This is a genomic window from Rhodocista pekingensis, assembly GCF_042665545.1.
In the GTDB taxonomy this organism is placed as follows: Bacteria; Pseudomonadota; Alphaproteobacteria; order Azospirillales; family Azospirillaceae; genus Rhodocista; species Rhodocista pekingensis.
The window spans coordinates 20,327-38,698 of sequence record NZ_JBHTCM010000029.1 but is presented as its reverse complement, the minus strand read 5'-3'; the positions used below and the strand labels follow the sequence as shown (position 1 = coordinate 38,698).

Below are 18,372 nucleotides of genomic sequence, written 5' to 3'. Positions count from 1 at the left end.
CGTCGGTGAGCCGTTATCTAGGCCCCCAAACCCAACCTGTCAAACACTTTCTTCCAACAAATTCGCAAAATCCTCTCGAAGGGGGTCCCTCCCCTGCTCCCGGGTTCCCGGCAAAGCCCCTTCAGCGCTGGCCCCTTCCGCTCCTGGCCCCCACGCACAGCCCTGCCCGCGCTGGCCCTTCCCGCCTTGGCCCTGCCGGCTCAGGCGAGGCCGAGGGCGCGCAGTTCGGCCAGCAGATGGGGCGGCAGTCCGTCCCCCTCCGACCCTTGCAGGTCGGGCGGCGCATCCTCCGGCTTCAGGTAGCGCCAGCCCTGGAAGGGCCGCTTCGGCACGGCGACCGTCTCCACCAGTTCCGGGTCCATCAGCATGGTGCAGTGGGTCTCCCCGTCCGGCGCAGTGACGAGGTCGAAGCCGACGAAGCGCTGGCGGCAGCGGATGAAGCCCTTCACCACCCAGTAGAGGCAGCCGCCCTCCAGCAGCTCGGCCTGGCGGGAGGGCGGGCGCTTGGTCCAGGTCGGCACGACGCGGTGCCCCTGCCAGTCGATCTGGTTGCCGGCGCGCCAGTCGCGCATGGAGTCGAGGCTGTCGGCGCCGACGGCGAGGCGCAGCAGGTGGATGGTCATCGCAGGCCCTGTTCCGGAACGGAAATCCAAGGCCCGCTCGTTAGCCCGGCGGGCGCCCCGGGTCCAGTGCCCGGACGGGGCCCGGAGGGACTCAGGCCGCTGTCGCGTTGAGGGAGCGGCAGGCTTCACCGTACCCGTCGGAGAGGAAGTCCGGCCGCTTGAACAGGCCCTTCAGCCAGGCCGCCAGCATGCAGAGCTCCTCCAGCTTCACGACCTCGTTCAGCGTCCCCTCAGGGAACCGGATGTCGAAGCTGTCGGCGATGATGTCGAGAACCTCCTCCACCTGCTCGATGGAGAGGCCGCAGTCGCTCTCCAGGATGGCGGTGCGGACCAGGATCTTCTCGTCGACGCCGTATTCGTCGCGGATCAGCTTCACGATCCAGCGGAACAGGTGCATCCAGTTGGCAACGCCCTCGACGGACCGGCTCACGGCACCCGCCTCCCTCGCCTTGCAGACCGTGCGGCCTTCCGACTCGCCCAAGCAGTTAAGCGATTTCGGGTTAACCCGATACCTCTGCGAAAGGTCAGGCCTGCCGTGCCATCCATGCATGGCTGGCCTTGCTGCCGTTCGGCCGCTCCAGGATGGCCGAGATCCAGGCGCCCGTCCGGGCCACCTGATCGAGATCGACCCCGGTCTCCAGCCCCAGCCCGTGCAGCAGGTAGAGCACGTCCTCCGTCGCCACGTTGCCGCTGGCGCCGCGGGCATAGGGACAGCCGCCCAGCCCCGCCACGGCGCTGTCCACCACCGTCACGCCCGTCTCCAGGCAGGCGAGGATGTTGGCGACCGCCTGCCCCCAGGTGTCATGGAAATGCAGGGCCAGCCGCTCCGCCGGCACCGACTCCGCGACGCGGCGGACCAGGGCGCGGGCGCGGGCCGGCGTGCCGACGCCGATCGTGTCGCCCAGGCTGATCTCGTAACAGCCGAGATCGGCCAGCCGGGCCGCCACCTCGGCCACGCGGCCGGGATCGACCTCACCCTCATAGGGGCAGCCGAGCACGCAGGAGACATAGCCCCGGACCCGGACACCGGCCGCCAGGGCCTGTGCCGCGACCGGGCGGAATCGCTCCAGGCTCTCCGCCACGGAGCAGTTGATGTTCCGCTGCGAGAACGATTCGGAGGCGGCGCCGAACACGGCGATCTCCCCCACCCCGGCGGAGAGCGCCGCCTCCAGCCCCTTCGCGTTGGGCACCAGCACAGGATAGGCGACCCCGGGCCGACGCCGGAGGCGGGCCAGCAACTCGGCCGTGTCCGCCATCTGCGGCACCCATTTCGGGGAGACGAAGGCCCCCGCCTCCACCGCCGGCAGCCCGGCCGCGGCGAGTCGCTCGACCAGGTCCACCTTGATGTCCAGCGGCACCGTCCGCGGCTCGTTCTGGAGCCCGTCGCGCGGCCCGACCTCGACGATCCGGATGCGGGTCATGCGGTACGTTCCCTTCCCTTGCGGCCTTCCCTTGCGGCCTTCCCCTGCGGCGATCCGACGGGGCGGAGTTTAGGGACGGCCCCACCGCCTGACCAGGGGCACCGTCACAGGGTCCGGCCGATCAGCTCCTTCATGATCTCGTTGGTGCCACCGTAGATCTTGCCGACGCGGGCATCGGCCCACAGCCGGGCGATCGGGTATTCGTTCATGTAGCCGTAGCCGCCATGGAGTTGCAGGCAGTCGTCGAGGATGGCGCACTGCCGCTCCGTCAGCCAGAGCTTCGCCATGGCCGCGGTGGCCGCGTCCAGTTCGCCCTTCAGATGGCGTTCCGTGCAGTCGTCGCAGAAGGCACGGCCGACCCGCATCTCCGTCACCGCCTGGGCCAGGGTGAAGCGGGTGTTCTGGAAGTCCATGATGCGCTGGCCGAACGCCTTGCGCTGCTTCACATAGTCGAGCGTCGCGGCGATGCCCGCCTCGATTCCCGCCAGCGCCTCCAGCGCGATGATGAGGCGTTCCTGCGGCAACTGCTGCATGAGCTGGACGAAGCCCAGGCCGGGCTGCGGCCCCAGCAGATTGGCCGTGGGCACCCGGACATCGTCGAAGAACAGCTCCGACGTGTCCTGCCCTTTGAGGCCGATCTTGTCCAGGTTCCGGCCGCGGCGGAATCCGTCCACCGCGTCCGTCTCCACCACGATCAGGCTGGTGCCCTTGGCCCCGGCGGCCGGGTCGGTCTTGGCGACGAGGATGATGAGGTTGGCGGTCTGGCCGTTGGTGATGAAGGTCTTGGAGCCGTTCAGCACATAGTGGTTGCCGTCGAGCCGGGCCGAGGTGCGCACACCTTGGAGGTCGGAGCCGGTGCCCGGCTCCGTCATGGCGATGGCACCGACCAGCTCCCCCGAGGCGAGCCGGGGCAGCCAGCGCCGCTTCTGCTCCTCCGACCCGTAATGCAGGATGTAGGGGGCGACGATGCCGTTGTGCAGCGAGATTCCGAAATGCCCGGCACCGGCCTTCATGCGGGCGTCGATCAGCACGGCCTCGTGCGCGAAGTCGCCACCCGCACCGCCATACTCCTCCGGCATGGAGGCACAGAGCAGCCCGGCCTCTCCCGCCCTGGTCCAGACCTCGCGGTCCACCACGCCCTGCTCGTCCCAGCGCCGGGCGTGCGGGGCGCATTCGCGCTCGAAGAACTTCAGCGCGGCATCATGGAAGATGCGCAGATCCTCCGTCATCCAGCGGGGATTGAAATCGTGGCCCATGGCCGTCACCTTCCAGGTCCGTTTCCTCCCGGTGCATCCTGTCGTCCGGGGTTCGCCCCCGGTCCGCGGCCGCGCCGTTCCGACGACACTGTAGGAGCAGGCCCGCCCCTCCCACCAGGGCGCGGGAGCCCTGATGACCGCTGGATCGCGGGAGCGCCCGCGCAGCGGTCGAGGGCCGGTACCGGAACGAGGCCGGAGCGTTGCAGGAGGAGAGGCGATGGCGGCCAGTGCGGCCCTTTCAGGTGTGGCGCTGGCGGGCGACCCGGTGCTGTGGGGTCTGTTCGGGGCCGCCTTCGCCGCGGCCACCCTTGTCCCCGCCCAGTCGGAGGTTCTGCTGGTCGCGCTGCTGGTCCAGGCCGAGCGCGATCCCTGGCTGCTGGTCGCGGTCGCCACCCTGGGCAACACGCTGGGGTCCTGCGTGAACTGGGGGCTGGGCCGCTTCCTGCGGCACATGGCCGACAAGCCGTGGTTCCCGGCGCCGCACAAGGCGCTGGCGCGGGCGGAACGGGTCTACAACCGCTGGGGCCTGCCGTCGCTGCTGCTGGCCTGGACGCCCTTCCTGGGCGATCCGCTGACGGTGGTGGCCGGCAGCCTGCGGGTCCCCTTCCTGCCGTTCGTGGTCCTGGTGGCCCTGGGCAAGGGGGGGCGCTACGTCGTGGTGATGCTGGGCACGCTGGGGTGGCTGTGAGGAGGCGGGGCAGGACGCGGGGCGAACCGGACATGCGACGGGGGCGCCGGAGCGCCCCCGTGCTCTGCCCCGTCCTGGGGTAAGGCCGGTCAGGCCGCGCGGACCGTCTCCAGGAAGCCGTCCACCTGCCGACGCAGCGTGTCGGCCTGGGAGGACAGCAGCCGTGCCGCGTCCAACAGGTCGGCGGAGGCGCGGCCGGTGCGGTCGGCGGCCGAGCGGACATCACCGATGGAACGGTCGATCTCCTCCGTGCCGCTGGCGGCCTGCTGAACGCTGCGGCTGATCTCACCGGTGGCGGCGGCCTGCTGCTGCACGGCGGCGGCGATGCCGGCGGCGATCTCGTTCATCTCCGTGATCATGCCGGCGATCCCGCGGATGGCGCTGACGGTGCCGTGGCTCGCCTGCTGCATACGGGTGATCTGGCGGCCGATGTCCTCCGTCGCGCGGGCCGTCTGGCTGGCCAGCGACTTCACCTCACCGGCCACGACGGCGAAGCCCTTGCCGGCCTCCCCGGCCCGCGCCGCCTCGATCGTCGCATTCAACGCCAGCAGGTTGGTCTGGGCCGCGATCTCCGAGATGAGCTGGACGACCGAGCCGATGGCGTCGGCCTGGGCGGCCAGCGCTTCGACCTGTTCGTTGGCGCCCTGGGCCATGCCGGTGGCGGCCTGGGCCCGTTCGGAGGAGCGCTGCACCTGCCGGCCGATCTCGGCGATGGAGGCGGACAGCTCCTCGGCCGAGGCGGCGACCGTCTGGACATTGTTGGACGCCTGACCGCTGGCGGCCGCGACGACCTCCGCCTGGCTGGAGGTCTGGCGGGCGGCGGCCGACAGCTCGCCCGCATTGTCCTGGATGTGGTGCGCCATCCCGGACACCTCGGTGACGACGCCGCGCACGCCCGCCTCGAAGGAATCGGCCAGCCGGGTCAGGGCGGCCTTGCGCTCCTCCTCGGCCCGCTGCTTGGCGCGGTCCTGTTCGATGCGCAGACGCTGACGCTCGATCAGCCCGTCCCGGAAGACAGCGACGGCGCGGCCCATCTCGCCGATCTCGTCCTTGCGCTTCTGGCCGCTGATATCGACGTTGGTGTCGCCGGTGGCCAGCCGGCGCATGGTCGCCGTCAGGCCCACGATCGGCGTCGAGATGATGCGGCCGAGCATGAGGCCCAGCACCGTGGAGAGCACGAGGCAGAGCACGGCCGCCGCGGCGATCATGGTGATCCCGCCGTCGATGGTGGCCTCCGCCTTCGGATCGATGGCGTTCTGCTTCGCCACGACGGAGGCGACGGCGGCGGCAAGGTCGCTGAGCACGGTGGCTCCCAGCCGGTCCATACCGTCGGTGATGCGGCTGTCGCGCTCCTCCGTCGCCGTCACGAGAAGACGGAACTGCTCTCCCAGGCCGGAGAGCATGGCAAGCTGACCCTGGGCGATGGTGCGGACCTTCTCCGGCGCTGCCTCCTCCTCGGCCAGCATGCCGAGCTGGCCCTCGACGGCCATGAGCTCGGTCAGCATGTTGTCGCGGCTCTTGGGCGAGCCGTCGGCGAGGAAGCGGCTGAGATAGATCTCCCCCTGCATCAGCGAGAGGGCGGCGGCATTCGCCGTCTCCATCAGGCCGTTGCCGGCGTCGAAGGTCTCCATCACCAGACCGTTGAGCCCGGCGGAGAGAGCCTCCGCCATGTTCAGGACCTCGGGTTCCAGCGATTCGCGGCGGTTCTCGAACTCCACCGCCTGCTCGAAGGCCGCGATGTAGTCCGTCGTCGTCTTCCGTATCTGGTCGAGGCGCTGGCGCATCGCCGGATCGGCGACGATCTCGTCGGCCTTGTGCAGCCCGTCCAGCACCTCGTCGATGTTGCGGCGGACAAGGCCGGCCGCCTCGGCGGTCGGGGTCCGGTGCCATTCCCGCGAGGCGAGCTGAGCCTCGAACATGTTCGACTGGATATCGGCGAACTGGAGGTTCTGCCGAGCGGCGATCCGATACTCGGTGAAGAGATCGCCCATGCGCAACGCGCCGACGATAGCGACACCGCCCAGGATGACCAGCAAAGCGGCCATCAGCCCGAAGCCGATGTTGATCCGTACCGCAATCCTAAGGTCGTCCAGCCACTTCAACATGACCGCTCCTCCAAAATCATCCGGGCTTCGTGTCTGCCCGGCGGTCGACTTGGCCACGCTCAGGGAGCCGGCAGCGACCAGGTCCCGCCATCCTGCCATCCCCCGGGGAACACCCGGGCGGGATGCCGTGCGGGCCGGTTCTGGCAAATTGAACCCGGCCACAGACGGGGGACAGTGCGGTACCGCACACGTCCCCGTAGCGCGTCCGAGTGCCGCTTTAGCCCGCCGCCCCTTTCCGCGCAAAGGAGATTCCAGACCGGAATTGCAGAATCATACCGAGCCGCCCCGTGCCCGAAGACACCCCGTCTGGAAGTCATTCCACCCCGTCCACAACACCTGTATCGTCGATCTCTGATGTTTGAATGTACGGGCGATCGGGTCACGCAAGCCGAACCAGGGCAGCATGTCATGGGCGATCAGAAGATGGGGGAAATATTAAAAACAACTTAATAACATTGCCGCCGACATTGACCCCGGAGGCTGGACAGACGGAGAAACTGCCGCGCATTATATTTGCATTTTCAAAATACATGCCCACGCATCGGGCGTTTATTCATGGATGCGACCTTATGGCCCGTCGCGCGCAGGGCAGCTCCGCAGCGGATACAGCCTCCCTCGGCGGGCCGGAGGCTCAGTCTTCGCCCTCGAACTCCACCAGTTCCGCCCCTTCGGGCACCTGATCGCCGACACGGAACCGGTGCCGGCGCACGGTGCCGGCTGCCGGGGCCTTGAGGGTGTGCTCCATCTTCATGGCCTCCAGCACGACCAGCGGCTGTCCGGCGGTCACGGCCGCCCCCTCCTCTGCCAGAAGCGCGATGACCTTCCCCGGCATGGGAGCGGTCAGCCGGCCGCCGGCGCCGGCCTCCGCCGCGGCGCCCGCCAACGGCTCGACCAGATGGAAGCGGTGGGTGCCGCCGCGGTGGAACAGGGTGATCCCGCCGTCGCGGCGCACCCAGGAGGCGATGCAGCGGATGCCGCCCAGGTCAGCCGTCAGCCGTCCGTCCTCGGCCAGGTCGCCACAGGCGGCCAGGTCACCCGCCGACAGATGGAAGCGGTAGCCGCCCCGCCCGTAGGTCAGGCGCAGGACATGCTCGGGACCCGCTGTCCCGGGATCGCGGGGCGGCTCGCGCAGGGTGATGGTGTCGTGCGCCTCGTCGTTCAGGCGCCAGCCGTCCGCCCGGGCCCAGGGGCTCCAGGGGTCGGCACCGGCCGCGGCCTGGCGTTCCGTGCGGACGGCACGGTCCAGCAGCAGGCCGAGCGCCGCCAGCACCTGCGCCTCCTCCGGCGCCGGGGCGGCGGCGGACAGCAGGTCCGCCTGATGCCGCTCGATGAAACGGGTATCGAGGTCTGCGGCCAGAAAGGCCGGGTGCGCGGCCAACGTCGCCAGGAAGCCGACATTGGCGTTGAGCCCCGCGATCTCGGTTTCCGCCAGGGCGGCCCGCAGCCGGCGCACGGCGGCAGGCCGGTCGCGGTCCCAGACGATCAGCTTGGCGATCATCGGATCGTAGTGGACGGGGATGGCGTCGCCGGCCCGCACCCCGGAGTCGACACGGACATGCGGCCCCTCGGCCGGAAAGCGCAGATGCTCCAGCGTGCCTGTCTGGGGCAGGAACCCACGGGCCGGGTCCTCGGCATAGAGGCGCACCTCGATGGCATGGCCGTCGATGGCGAGATCGTCCTGCGCCAGCGGCAGCCGCTCTCCGGCAGCGACACGCAACTGCCACTCCACCAGATCCTGCCCGGTGATCATCTCGGTGACGGGATGTTCCACCTGGAGCCGGGTGTTCATCTCCATGAAGTAGAAGCGCCCGTCCTGGTCCAGCAGGAACTCCACCGTCCCCGCCCCGACATAGCCGATGGCCCGGGCGGCCGCGACCGCCGCCTCGCCCATCCGGCGGCGCAGGGCGGGATCGAGGCCGGGAGCCGGCGCCTCCTCCACCACCTTCTGGTGCCGGCGCTGGATGGAGCAGTCGCGCTCGAACAGGTAGACGCAGCCGCCCTGGGCATCCGCGAAGACCTGGATCTCCACATGCCGGGGACGGGCCAGATACTTCTCGATCAGCACCCGGTCGTCGCCGAAGGCGGCCAGGGCCTCCCGCTTCGCCGACGCGAGCTGGTCGGCGAAATCCTCCGGCCCGGTGGCGACCTTCATGCCCTTGCCGCCGCCCCCGGCGCTGGCCTTGATCAGCACGGGCCAGCCGATCCGCTCGGCCTCGGCCCGCAGCAGGGCGCCGTCCTGGTCCTCCCCGTGGTACCCGGGGACGAGCGGCACGCCGGCCGCCGCCATCAGAGCCTTGGCCTCGCTCTTGCCGCCCATGGCGCGGATGGCCGCCGGCGGCGGGCCGACGAAGACCAGACCGGCACCGGCGCAGGCTTCGGCGAAGGCCGCATTCTCCGACAGGAAGCCGTAACCGGGATGCACGGCGTCGGCGCCGGTGCGGCGCGCGGCGTCCAGAATGGCCTCGATCCGGAGATAGCTCTCGCGCGCCGGGGCCGGGCCGATGCGGACGGCGGCGTCGGCCAGGGCGACATGGCGCGCGCCGGCATCGGCATCGGAGTGGACGGCCACGGTGGCCAGCCCCAGGCGCCGCGCCGTGCGGATGATACGGCAGGCGATCTCGCCGCGGTTGGCGATCAACAGCGTGCGGAACATGGGGCTTTCCTCCGGGCCTCGTTCTTATCGGCCGCTGGCTTGTTCCGTCCCTCCGGCCGTCAGTCCGCGGTGGTACCCGATTCCCGGTGCCGCGTCACCAGTTCCTCGACGGCCTGGGTCGGCACCCCGAGCGCCTGGAGCGCGCCCTTCGCCAGCGACAGGCTGGACTCGAAGGTCTCCGGCACCACGCCGTCGACGCCCAGCTTCGCCAGTTCCGCCGCCCGGGCGCGGTCGCGGGCGCGGGCGAAGACCTGCAACTTCGGCCAGTGGTGGCGCACCGCCCCCACCGCGCGTTCGGTGGCCGCGGGCTGGTCCAGCGTGACGATGACCGCGGCGGCGTTGTCCGCCCCCAGCTTCTGCAACAGCTCCGGCCGGCTGCCGTCGCCGTAGTGGATGGGATAGCCCTTCTCCCGCATGGCACGGACCAGCTCGGGATTCATGTCCAGCGCGACATAGGGCACCTGCTGCTCGGACAGCAGCGCCGCGACCGTCTGACCGACCCGGCCGAAGCCGTTGACGATGACATGCCCGGTCAGCTCTTCGACATCCGGCTCAGGCCCGGCCGGTTCCACCTTCTGCGGGCCGAGCCAGCGCACGATACGGTCGGCCAGCATCGGCAGGAACGGGGTCAGCAGCATCGACAGGCCGACGACGGCGAACATGAACTGGCCGATCTCCGGCGGCAGCATGTGCGCGCTCAGCGCCGCACCGACCACCACGAAGGCGAATTCACCGCCCTCGCCCAGCAGCAGGCCGCTGCGGATCGCCACGTCGCGCGGCGCCCCGAACGCCAGAGCCAGCCCCGTCGTGAGGCCCGCCTTGAGGGCGATCAGGCCGAACACGCTCACCAGGGCCCAGGCGGCATTCTCCATGACCAGTTCAAGGTCGATGCCCATGCCGACGGTAAGGAAGAACAGCCCCAGCAGCAGGCCCTTGAAGGGCTGGATGTCGCTCTCGATCTGGTGGCGGAACTCGCTGCCGGCCAGCACGAGGCCGGCCAGGAAGGCGCCCAGCGCGGCGGACAGCCCGCCCAGGCTGGTCGCCCAGCCCATGGCCAGAACGATCAGCAGCGCGGTGGCCGTGAAGATCTCCGTGCTGCGCGTGGCCGCGACACGCCGCAGCAGCGGTCCCAGCGTGAAGCGGCCGATCACCAGGATCACCGTCACCGCCACGACCGCCTTCAGCAGCGACAGCCCCAGGGCCAGCAGCAGCGGCTGGTCGCCCGGATTGCTGAGCACCGACACCAGGACCAGCACGGGCACGACGGCCAGATCCTGGAACAGCAGCACGGCGAAGGTGACGCGGCCGGTGGCGGACGCGACCTCGCCGCGCTCCACCAGCAACTGGACGACCACGGCGGTGGAGGAGAGGGCGAGACAGGCGCCCAGGACCATGGAGGCTTCGGGCGAGTTGCCCCAGAACCAGGCGATGCCGCCGATCAGTCCCGCCGTCAGCCCCACCTGCGCCGCCCCCAGCCCGAACACCCAGCGGCGCAGCGCCTGCAAGCGTTCGACCGACAGTTCCAGACCGATGATGAACAGCAGGAAGACGACGCCCAGCTCCGCGAAGGAGCGGATCTTGTCCACGTCGCCGATCAGCGCGAGGCCGGAGGGGCCGATCAGCAGGCCGGCCAGCAGATAGCCGAGCACCGGGCTGACGCGCATGCGCGACAGCACCAGCACGACGACGATCGATGCGGCAAGGAAAAGGATGGCCTCCTGAACGAACGGAAGCGCGTGCTCGGCGGCGTTGGGCATGAACGGGGTCTTCGGCTCCGGGACTACCCCTTTCTTAGCCGATGCCGGACCCCAGGCCGCAAGCTCAATATGCAAGGGGGACCGTGGCGCGGTCCGAATCCGCGCGCGATCCCCGGAAAGTGCCCTGGAACAGCCCTGTCAGGCGGCGCGCACGCCCTTCAGGAACTGCTCGATCTCCCGTTGCAGCAGGCCGCTCTGCTCCGCCAGGGTGCCCGCGGACTCCACCACCCGGGCGGCGGCGGTGCCGGTCCGGGTCGCCGCCTCGCTGACCATGGCGACATTCTCACTGACCTGCTGCGTGCCCTGGGCGGCACGCTGCACGCTGCGGGTGATGTCGCCGGTGGTCGCGTTCTGCTCCTCGATGGCCGCGGCGATGGCCGCCGAGACCTCGCTGAGCGAGGCGATGGTGCGCCCGATGCTCTGGATGGCCCCCACCGTATCGTGGGTGGCGGTCTGGATGCTGCCGATCTGCTGCGCGATCTCCTCGGTCGCCTTCGCGGTCTGGGTCGCCAGCGCCTTCACCTCGCCGGCCACGACGGCGAAGCCCTTGCCGGCCTCCCCGGCCCGCGCCGCCTCGATCGTGGCGTTGAGGGCGAGAAGGTTGGTCTGGCTGGCGATGGACTGGATCAGGTCCACGATCTCACCGATCCGCTGCACGGCCTCGTTCAGCCCGTTGACGGTGACGCCGGTCTGCTGCGCCTGGGCGACGGCCCCGGCGGTGAGCTGCGTGCTGCTGCTGACCTGCCGGCTGATCTCCTGGATCGAAGCGGCCATCTCCTCCGTCGCGGCAGCGACCGTCTGGACGTTGGCCGAGGTTTCCTCCGCCGCGGCGGCGGACGCCGTGGCCTGACCGTTCGTCTGGTCGGCCATCCGGGCCATCTCCTCGGCCGTGCCGCCCATCGCCTCGGCCGCCTGCGCCACGGTGCCCAGCACCCGGCTGGCGGTCGTATCGAAGCCTTTCAGCAGCCCCTCCAGGGCAACGGCACGGCGCTCCCGTTCCGCCCGTTCGGCGGCCTGGCGCTTCTCCATCTCCCGGGCCTGCACCAGTCCGTTTCGGAAGACCTCCAGCGAGCGCGCCATCTCGCCGATCTCGTCCTTCTTCTCCTGCGACGGCACGCTGAGCACGAGATTGCCCCCGGCCATGGTCGCCATGCAGGCGGTGATGGAGCGGACGGGACCGGCGATCTCCTGGCGGGAGATCATCCAGGCCAGAGCCACGCCCAGGCCGATGCCGGCCGCCGCGATGACGCCGATGACCGTCAGGCCGAACGTCAGGGCCGAATGCACCCGCTCGCCGGCGTGATGCACGGCCTGCTGGTCCGCTTCGGCCAGTCTCGTGACCGCCGTGTTCAGGTCCTGGCGGGACTTGCGGTTGGCATCGTTGTCCCCGAACTCGCGCGCCGCGGCCGGACTGACCTCCCGGCCGAGCCGGATCAGTTCAAGGCGCTTGGCCCGGAATTCGGCGACGCGGGCCAGCGCTTCCTGGAAGTCCCCGGCGGATTCGGGGGGCACCAGCGCCTTCCATTCGGCGATCAGCGCATCGAGGCGGTCAAGCGCCGCCACCATGGGCTTGGCGAACTTCTCCACCTCCGCCGCATCCCGGCTCATGTAGACACCGCGGGAATCCATGACGACGGAGAGGATGGTGGCGTTCACCCGTTCGCCGATCTGCGCCCGGCTGGAGGTGGTCTGCATCTCCTGGACCGCCGCATTGAAGCCGATCAACTGGACGGCGGACGTGATCCCCAGGCCGAGGGCCGCAAGGGAGAGTATCGCAACGATACTGTAGACCTTGCCCGCGATCCTGAGCTTCGACACCAACAGCATGGCCCCCTCCAACTCCTTATCAGATATCCGCATGGATGCTTACCTTCGATTTAACGAAGGTACAGACTGCCCCCTGGGAACCAACCTGTCCCGAAGGTTACCGGCGTCCGGACAGGCCGGAGCATCCCCCCGGCTGCATGCACGGATAGGCAGTCAAGGATCGGCATCGTCCCAGCGGCGCATGAATTCCAGGTAAAATCCGCCGCGGGGACATCAGGTCACAGCAGGGCCGGCGCCCCCGGGCCGTCGCAGGGAGGGCCGCAGGAAGCGCCGCAGGAAGCGCCCTGGACCGGCATCAGGGACGGTTCCGCCGCTGCTCGCTGGAATAGGCGAAGATGGCGTTGAAGCCGAACAGCAGCAGCAATACGCCGCAGACCACCTCGGCCGAGACCAGGATGCGGATCAGGTCGCTGAGCGGCAGCATGTCGCCGTAGCCGACCGTCGAGAGCGTGATGACGGAGAAATAGAGGGCCTCCGCGAACTGGATGTCGCGGGCATGGCCGTTGATCATGAACTGGGGCTGGACCGAGAAGCGGTCGATGACCGTGTAGACCGACGCGAACACGATCACCAACAGAGAATAGAAGGTGAAGAAGGCCAGGGCCGGTTCCACCAGCCGGGCGATGCCCTCGAAGAACTCCTCGAACAGCAGGCCCGTGTGCAGCAGCAGGATGGCGATGGCTCGGGCCGCGACCAGCACGACGGCGGAGATCAGCCCCATCGCCCCCAGATAGGCCAGGGTCAGGGCGTCCGGGTCCATGCCGGACGGAATCAGGAAGGTGCCCACCCCCACCCCGGCGACCGGCAGCAGCCAGAGGACTGCCCGGCCCAGCCGGTGCCGCAGCACCGGCCCCTGCTCCAGCACCACGGCGCGGATCGCCTCCCGCTGCCAGACGGCCCCGGCCAGAAAGGTCAGCAGCGGCAGGGTGAACCCCGCCGACAGGGAGACCTGGGACACCAGGGCGAAGTGCAGCTCCACGAAGAAGAGGAAGATGCAGGCGTAGATGCCGATGAAGTTCGCCAGCGCGATCGTGAAGAAGCGGCTGCCCGGAAACAGATAGTGGAACGCCCCCACCACGGCGGACACGGACACCAGCACCCCCAGCGCCACCCAGCCGGCGACGGCGCTGACCGACAGCAGCATCAGCGACAGCAGCCCGACCGTGAAGCCGACCGCCACCACGGGGTGCCTGGAGCGCGGCGGGATCGGACGAGCGAGGCCGAGCGGGGACGGGGGATCCTGGGGCATGTCGGACCAGCGGGGAAACCGTGCCGGAAGAGGTAGGGGGCGCCCCCGGCGGCCGCCTTGATGTGCGTCAGCCGCGGCAGCGCCTCAGCCCGGGCGCCAGGCCGGGGGGCGCTTCTCCAGGAAGCCGGCGACGCCTTCCCGCCCCTCCTCGCTGGCGCGGGCGGCGGCGATGCGCCCGGCCGTATCCTCCATCAGGGCATCGTCCACCGGCCGGCCCGCCACCTCGCGGATCAGCCGCTTGCTCTCGGCCAGCGCCCGCGGCCCGCCCTCCAGCAGGCGGGAGATCAGCTTCTCCACGGCCGCGTCCAGGATGTGCGCCGGCACCACCTCATGCACCAGCCCCAGCCGGTGCGCCTCCAGCGCGCTGAACCGCTCGGCCGTCAGGAAGTAGCGGCGGCAGGCCCGCGCGCCCAGGGCGGCGATGACATAGGGCGCGATGGTGGCGGGGATCAGGCCCAGCCGCACTTCGGTCAGGGCGAACTGCACGCTGTCCGCCGCAAGCGCCACATCGCAGCAGGAGACGAGCCCCACGGCCCCGGCGAAGGCGTTGCCGTGGACGACGGCCACGGTGGGCTTCGGCAACTCGTTCAGGGTCCGCAGCATCTCCGCCAGCGCCAGCGCGTCGCGGCGGTTCTCCTCCGGCCCGTAGCCGGCCATGCGGCGCATCCAGGCAAGGTCGCCCCCGGCGGAGAAGCTGGGACCGTTGCCCCGCAGCAGCACCGCCCGCACGGCCGGATCGGCCCCCAGCCGCCGGAACACGGCCGTCAACTCGGCGATCACCGCGTCGTTGAAGGCGTTGTGGACCTCCGGGCGGTTGAGCGTCACGGTGGCGACGCCGTCCGCGCGGGTGTGGCTCAGCACGTCGGGCATGGGGGCTCCTGGGGTCTGGGGGACGCCCCTTCCTACACGCCCGGCGTTCTCCGGGGAAGCCGGGCGGCGCAACCGATCCGGGCGCCGGCTGTTCTCCGGGCAGCCGGCCCCGCGCCGGCATCCCGTGCCGCCGCGCCCCGATCCAGGAGTGCCCGATGCGCCCGCCGATCTCCAGCCGCACCCACGGCCTCATCGACTACGCGGCCGCCGCCGCGTTCGCCGCCGTCCCCCGCCTGTTCGGCTGGGACCGGATGATGACGCGGGGGATGGATGCGGCGGCGCTGGGCACCGTCGCCTACGCCCATCTGACGGATTACGAGGCGGGCGCCGTGCCCCTGCTCAGCATGCGCCAGCATCTGGCGGTGGACGCGCTGGAGGGCGCCACCTTCCTGGCCGCCGCCTGGATGCTGGACGAGGAACCGCCGGCGGTCCGCTGGACACTGGCCGGCTTCGGCGCCTTTGCCTTGCTGGCCAGCGGCCTGACCCGGCGGCAGGCCGGCGGGCATCCGGGGGACCTGATTTCCTCGCCGGGCGCCGCTCCGGGCGGCCACCGGACCCGGGCCGGCGCCTGGGTGATGGAGACGGACGCAGAGGACCGCACCCTGCACCTGCCGTCCGGCCGCGGGCGGCGGCCCGAGGCGGCGGACCACCAGCCCCGCGGACCGGAGTTCCGCCGCCATATCGCGGCGGACCGGGGAGGCGTCGGCCCGGCGGACCGCGACGCCTCCCTGGTCACCGGCCCCGGCCAGGGGATCTGACCGGCCGGGTCGCTCAAGGGGTGACGGTGCAGGACACGCCCTTGACCAGAGCGTTGGCGCCGGTCGCCCGCGTCGCCAGTTCGGTCCAGTTGGTGAGGGGCGGCTTGGTCGCCTGGATCTGGAAGGTGCAGGAACAGCCCGATCCCGCCTGACCGGAATTGTAGGCGAAGGAGAAGACCTGGTCCTTCAGGGACACGGTCTTGGTGAGATCGCTGTTGTCGAAATAGATGGAGGGAAGGTCGGACCAGATGACGGTGTTCCCGCTCATCTGGATGGTTTCCGACCCGCTGGGATCGCCGATGGCGGAGTAGTTGTCGGCCCCGTAGGAATCGACGGAGCTGGCCTGTGTCCCGACCTGCGGATAGTTCTTCCGCCGGTCGTTATCCACATACCCGCTGTAGCTGACGCTCCCGTTGGAGATCGTATAGGTCGCCTTGGCAGGGGTCGTGTACCCGACCTTGCCGTTGGACAGCGTCGTCACCGTGGTCCCGGACTGCTCCGTCAGGGTGCGTTGCAGGCCCTGCCCGTGGGTACACTGGCTGGCCGTGCCGCTGAGCGCCGCGTGGATCTCGAACCCGAAACCCATCCAGCTTCCGTTGGTATCGCTCCCGGTGGCGAGGCCCAGGGGGCACTGGATCTGCTTCTTGCCGGTGCCGCAGGCGGTCGTGCTGACCGTCGCGCACTCGCTGAAGGTGGATGCGCTGTTGACGCAGAAACTGGTCGGGGTGCCCCCGACCTTCAGCGTCATGCCCGTGCAGGAACAGGCCGCGGCCGCGGGGCCCGCGGCGGCGAGGGTGAGGAGGAACAGAAGTCCGGCGATGCGCGGCATGGGTCGGCTCCCTGGTATCCCGGTCCATGACGGCCCCCGGACAGGGAGCCGTCATGGGTGGGACGCCGTGGCGGGCCGGTTGTGACGGCCCGCGCGGAAAAGGCCGGCGCGGTTCAGGGCGGATCGCCAGGGGACGGATCGCCCAGTGACGGGTCGCCCAGTGACGGGTTGCCGGGTGACGGCCCCCCGGGTGAGCGATCACCGGGCGGGTCCTTGCGCAGGGTCCGGCGGATCGTCTTCGCCCCTTCCCGCGTGTGGCGGGCCGCCTCCGCCGCCTTCGGCAGGGTCAGCAGAAGCTGCTGGATGCCGAACAGAAGCATGCCGTGCTCGCCCTGGAGGTCGGCGAGGTCCGTCACCAGGACCTCCTTCAGCTCCATCAGGGAGGCCAGCACCATGGCGGCGGCGACCAGCAGGTGCGCCCAGGCATTGTCCGCCAGCCTGCCGATGCGGCGCAGAATCAGCATCCCCGTCCCCGTCCGTTGCCCGCCCCGCCATCGGGCCGGGCGCCTGCGGGAATGACGGCCGGACGGCCGCGGCGTGAAGGGACACGGCGCAGACCGGCGATGCCCGCGTCAGGGACGGACCGATGCGCGCAGAAACAGCCCCCGGCACCCGGGAACGGCCTCCACGGCGGCCAGCTTGCGACCCCCGGTCGGTCCCCGCATACTCCGGATACCCACCCTTCCGGAGTACCCCCGTGCCCGCCACGCGCCCCATGCCGACCGACCTGCCGGAGAATGACCGGGCCCTGGTGGAAGCCGCACAGCGCGGGAAGATCTGGGCGCCGGCGGGCTTCGGCCGACCGAACTTCGACGGGGAGATGCCGACCGTCCAGGCCGACACCATCCGCGCCCTGTGCCTTGGGCTGTGGGACGATGTCCGCCTCGACCCGCGCGGCGTTCGTATTTTCGGCGCCCGGATCGACGGGGAACTGGACCTGTCAGACGGGATCTCTGTCGGACCTCTGAAATTGCTTGGCTGTCACCTGCAAGCCCCCCTCATACTCAAGAATGCGACGCTCCCGAGTCTGTACCTGTCTGCCAGCCGGCTGGATGCCGATTTCAATGCGGAAGGGGCTCACATCAATGGAGACTTGTACTGTACAGGAAGATTTCAGACTATGAGTGCCATCAACTTGATCGGCGCTCGCATTGGCGGCGATCTTGACCTTAGCAGCGCATGTCTTGACAGTGACGACAGATCATCCCTCGTTGCCGACAGGATCGTGATCAAAGGAAACGTGTTCTGTGCCGAGGACTTCAACACCAAAGGAACCGTTCGCCTGCTCGGCGCGCACATAGGCGGTGATGCCGATTTTGGTGACGCGTCCCTGGACGGTGGCGGAAAGGCAGCTATCAACGCCGACGGAATGGTGATTCAGGGAGGTCTCTTTTTCAGAGAGGGAACCAGCATCAATGGTGATGCCTCCCTTGTCTCCGTTTCGGTTCAGGGTCTTCTTGATTGGCGACCGGCATCCTGGACGGGGATACTGGAACTTTCCCATGCCCGGGCGGGTGTCTGGGCGGACACCTGGTCCGGGCAGGAATGGAACTGCGATGGGGAGCCGCGCATAGACCTACGCGACTTCAGGTTCGACAGTTTCCTGGCCGCCGACTACGTGAAGGCGGACGCGGGGTCCCGCCTGAACTGGCTCAAGACAGCGCTGGGCGATGACTTCGTGCCCGGCCCCTATGAGAACCTTGCCCGTGTGTTGCGGGCGGCCGGGGAGGATGCCGGGGCGAAACGGGTGGGGCTGGAGAAGGAGCGCGCCCGCACCCGTCATGCCGTGAAATCCGCAAAGGGATGGCTGCCGAGGTCGGCCCGCTGGTTCCGGGGCGCCTTCCTGGACCTCACCATCGGCTATGGCTATGAGGCATGGCGTGGCTTCGCATGGCTGCTGGCCCTGCTGCTGGTCGGCTGGGGCATATTCTACGCAGCCGGGCCGCTGGACACCGGCGGGTCCGGCATCATCAAGCCGGCCCTGCCCGTGGCTTTCATCGAGGATCTGGGCCGCCGGATCGACGACAGGCCGCTCTGGCCGGGGGAGACCCCGTCCGACCATGGGATCGGGTACAGGCTGCCGCCGGAATATCCGCCGTTCAGCGGCTTCTGGTACTCGCTCGACACCCTGCTGCCCCTGGTCGATCTCGGCCAGTCGGCGGCCTGGTCCCCCAGCCCGATCGCCCCGGCCATCCGGGACGACCCGTGGGGCTGGACCGTCACGATCTATCTCTACTTCCACATCATGGCCGGCTGGGTGCTCTCCACCCTGACCGTCGTCGCCCTGACGGGCTTGATCCGGCGGGAGGACGGCCGGCGGTCGGAGTAGCGCCGCC

General features: G+C 69.8%; 15 protein-coding genes. 3 read left to right on the top strand and 12 right to left on the bottom strand.

From position 1 onward, the window contains the following. Positions 1–200 precede the first annotated feature (200 nt). The 4 genes from ACFQPS_RS20055 to ACFQPS_RS20040 form a co-directional block, all read right to left on the bottom strand. A complete protein-coding gene (locus ACFQPS_RS20055; RefSeq protein ID WP_377361128.1) occupies positions 201–623 on the bottom strand; it encodes a DUF1489 family protein in 423 nt (140 codons plus the stop codon). A gap of 91 nt (positions 624–714) precedes the next feature. Further along, positions 715–1,053, bottom strand: a complete 339-nt coding sequence (locus ACFQPS_RS20050) for an acyl carrier protein (protein WP_377361126.1) — start codon at positions 1,051–1,053, stop codon at positions 715–717. Positions 1,054–1,147: 94 nt separating this feature from the next. After that, positions 1,148–2,044, bottom strand: coding sequence for a hydroxymethylglutaryl-CoA lyase (locus ACFQPS_RS20045; protein ID WP_377361125.1), 897 nt, complete (start codon positions 2,042–2,044; stop codon positions 1,148–1,150). A 104-nt stretch (positions 2,045–2,148) separates the two neighbouring features. After that, complete coding sequence (locus tag ACFQPS_RS20040) at positions 2,149–3,300, bottom strand: acyl-CoA dehydrogenase family protein (RefSeq protein ID WP_377361123.1); 1,152 nt, start codon at positions 3,298–3,300, stop codon at positions 2,149–2,151. Positions 3,301–3,517: 217 nt separating this feature from the next. Between ACFQPS_RS20040 and ACFQPS_RS20035 the strand changes: the two genes are divergently transcribed. Then, positions 3,518–3,988 carry a YqaA family protein gene (locus ACFQPS_RS20035; protein ID WP_377361122.1) on the top strand — a complete coding sequence of 157 codons (471 nt, stop codon included), beginning with the start codon at positions 3,518–3,520 and terminating at the stop codon, positions 3,986–3,988. An 89-nt stretch (positions 3,989–4,077) separates the two neighbouring features. On the opposite strand, the gene ACFQPS_RS20030 is transcribed toward ACFQPS_RS20035, so the two are convergent. The 6 genes from ACFQPS_RS20030 to ACFQPS_RS20005 all read right to left on the bottom strand — a co-directional run bounded on the left by ACFQPS_RS20030 (position 4,078) and on the right by ACFQPS_RS20005 (position 14,449). Beyond that, positions 4,078–6,093, bottom strand: coding sequence for a methyl-accepting chemotaxis protein (locus tag ACFQPS_RS20030; protein ID WP_377361120.1), 2,016 nt, complete (start codon positions 6,091–6,093; stop codon positions 4,078–4,080). A 631-nt stretch (positions 6,094–6,724) separates the two neighbouring features. Beyond that, positions 6,725–8,746: an acetyl/propionyl/methylcrotonyl-CoA carboxylase subunit alpha gene (locus ACFQPS_RS20025; protein WP_377361118.1), complete on the bottom strand. Its 2,022-nt coding sequence runs from the start codon at positions 8,744–8,746 to the stop codon at positions 6,725–6,727. Between the two features lie 59 nt (positions 8,747–8,805). Further along, the gene (locus ACFQPS_RS20020) at positions 8,806–10,503 is read right to left on the bottom strand and encodes a monovalent cation:proton antiporter-2 (CPA2) family protein (protein WP_377361116.1); all 1,698 of its coding nucleotides are present in this window, start codon (positions 10,501–10,503) and stop codon (positions 8,806–8,808) included. Positions 10,504–10,641: 138 nt separating this feature from the next. Then, positions 10,642–12,363: a methyl-accepting chemotaxis protein gene (locus ACFQPS_RS20015; RefSeq protein ID WP_377361114.1), complete on the bottom strand. Its 1,722-nt coding sequence runs from the start codon at positions 12,361–12,363 to the stop codon at positions 10,642–10,644. 262 nt (positions 12,364–12,625) lie between these two features. Further along, positions 12,626–13,510 carry a potassium channel family protein gene (locus ACFQPS_RS20010; RefSeq protein ID WP_377361113.1) on the bottom strand — a complete coding sequence of 295 codons (885 nt, stop codon included), beginning with the start codon at positions 13,508–13,510 and terminating at the stop codon, positions 12,626–12,628. A gap of 153 nt (positions 13,511–13,663) precedes the next feature. Further along, complete coding sequence (locus ACFQPS_RS20005; protein WP_377361111.1) at positions 13,664–14,449, bottom strand: enoyl-CoA hydratase/isomerase family protein; 786 nt, start codon at positions 14,447–14,449, stop codon at positions 13,664–13,666. A 155-nt stretch (positions 14,450–14,604) separates the two neighbouring features. Between ACFQPS_RS20005 and ACFQPS_RS20000 the strand changes: the two genes are divergently transcribed. Continuing rightward, complete coding sequence (locus ACFQPS_RS20000; RefSeq protein WP_377361109.1) at positions 14,605–15,207, top strand: hypothetical protein; 603 nt, start codon at positions 14,605–14,607, stop codon at positions 15,205–15,207. 13 nt (positions 15,208–15,220) lie between these two features. Here the strand turns inward: ACFQPS_RS20000 and ACFQPS_RS19995 are convergent, their stop codons facing one another. Both ACFQPS_RS19995 and ACFQPS_RS19990 read right to left on the bottom strand, forming a co-directional pair. Next, on the bottom strand, positions 15,221–16,036 hold the full coding sequence (locus ACFQPS_RS19995; protein ID WP_377361107.1) for a hypothetical protein: 816 nt from the start codon (positions 16,034–16,036) through the stop codon (positions 15,221–15,223). A 113-nt stretch (positions 16,037–16,149) separates the two neighbouring features. After that, positions 16,150–16,500 (bottom strand): hypothetical protein, encoded by a 351-nt coding sequence (locus tag ACFQPS_RS19990; RefSeq protein ID WP_377361105.1) that lies wholly within the window; start codon positions 16,498–16,500, stop codon positions 16,150–16,152. 251 nt (positions 16,501–16,751) lie between these two features. On the opposite strand from ACFQPS_RS19990, the gene ACFQPS_RS19985 reads away from it, so the two are divergent. Next, the gene (locus ACFQPS_RS19985) at positions 16,752–18,365 is read left to right on the top strand and encodes a hypothetical protein (protein WP_377361104.1); all 1,614 of its coding nucleotides are present in this window, start codon (positions 16,752–16,754) and stop codon (positions 18,363–18,365) included. Positions 18,366–18,372: the final 7 nt, after the last annotated feature.

Bases quoted from the DNA above. Each gene is read 5' to 3' on its own strand.
- ACFQPS_RS20055 (WP_377361128.1), bottom strand. From the start codon at position 623: ATGACCATCCACCTGCTGCGCCTCGCCGTCGGCGCCGACAGCCTCGAC.
- ACFQPS_RS20045 (WP_377361125.1), bottom strand. From the start codon at position 2,044: ATGACCCGCATCCGGATCGTCGAGGTCGGGCCGCGCGACGGGCTCCAG.
- ACFQPS_RS20040 (WP_377361123.1), bottom strand. From the start codon at position 3,300: ATGGGCCACGATTTCAATCCCCGCTGGATGACGGAGGATCTGCGCATC.
- ACFQPS_RS20035 (WP_377361122.1), top strand. From the start codon at position 3,518: ATGGCGGCCAGTGCGGCCCTTTCAGGTGTGGCGCTGGCGGGCGACCCG.
- ACFQPS_RS20030 (WP_377361120.1), bottom strand. From the start codon at position 6,093: ATGTTGAAGTGGCTGGACGACCTTAGGATTGCGGTACGGATCAACATC.
- ACFQPS_RS20025 (WP_377361118.1), bottom strand. From the start codon at position 8,746: ATGTTCCGCACGCTGTTGATCGCCAACCGCGGCGAGATCGCCTGCCGT.
- ACFQPS_RS20020 (WP_377361116.1), bottom strand. From the start codon at position 10,503: ATGCCCAACGCCGCCGAGCACGCGCTTCCGTTCGTTCAGGAGGCCATC.
- ACFQPS_RS20015 (WP_377361114.1), bottom strand. From the start codon at position 12,363: ATGCGGATATCTGATAAGGAGTTGGAGGGGGCCATGCTGTTGGTGTCG.
- ACFQPS_RS20005 (WP_377361111.1), bottom strand. From the start codon at position 14,449: ATGCCCGACGTGCTGAGCCACACCCGCGCGGACGGCGTCGCCACCGTG.
- ACFQPS_RS20000 (WP_377361109.1), top strand. From the start codon at position 14,605: ATGCGCCCGCCGATCTCCAGCCGCACCCACGGCCTCATCGACTACGCG.
- ACFQPS_RS19995 (WP_377361107.1), bottom strand. From the start codon at position 16,036: ATGCCGCGCATCGCCGGACTTCTGTTCCTCCTCACCCTCGCCGCCGCG.
- ACFQPS_RS19990 (WP_377361105.1), bottom strand. From the start codon at position 16,500: ATGCTGATTCTGCGCCGCATCGGCAGGCTGGCGGACAATGCCTGGGCG.
- ACFQPS_RS19985 (WP_377361104.1), top strand. From the start codon at position 16,752: ATGCCGACCGACCTGCCGGAGAATGACCGGGCCCTGGTGGAAGCCGCA.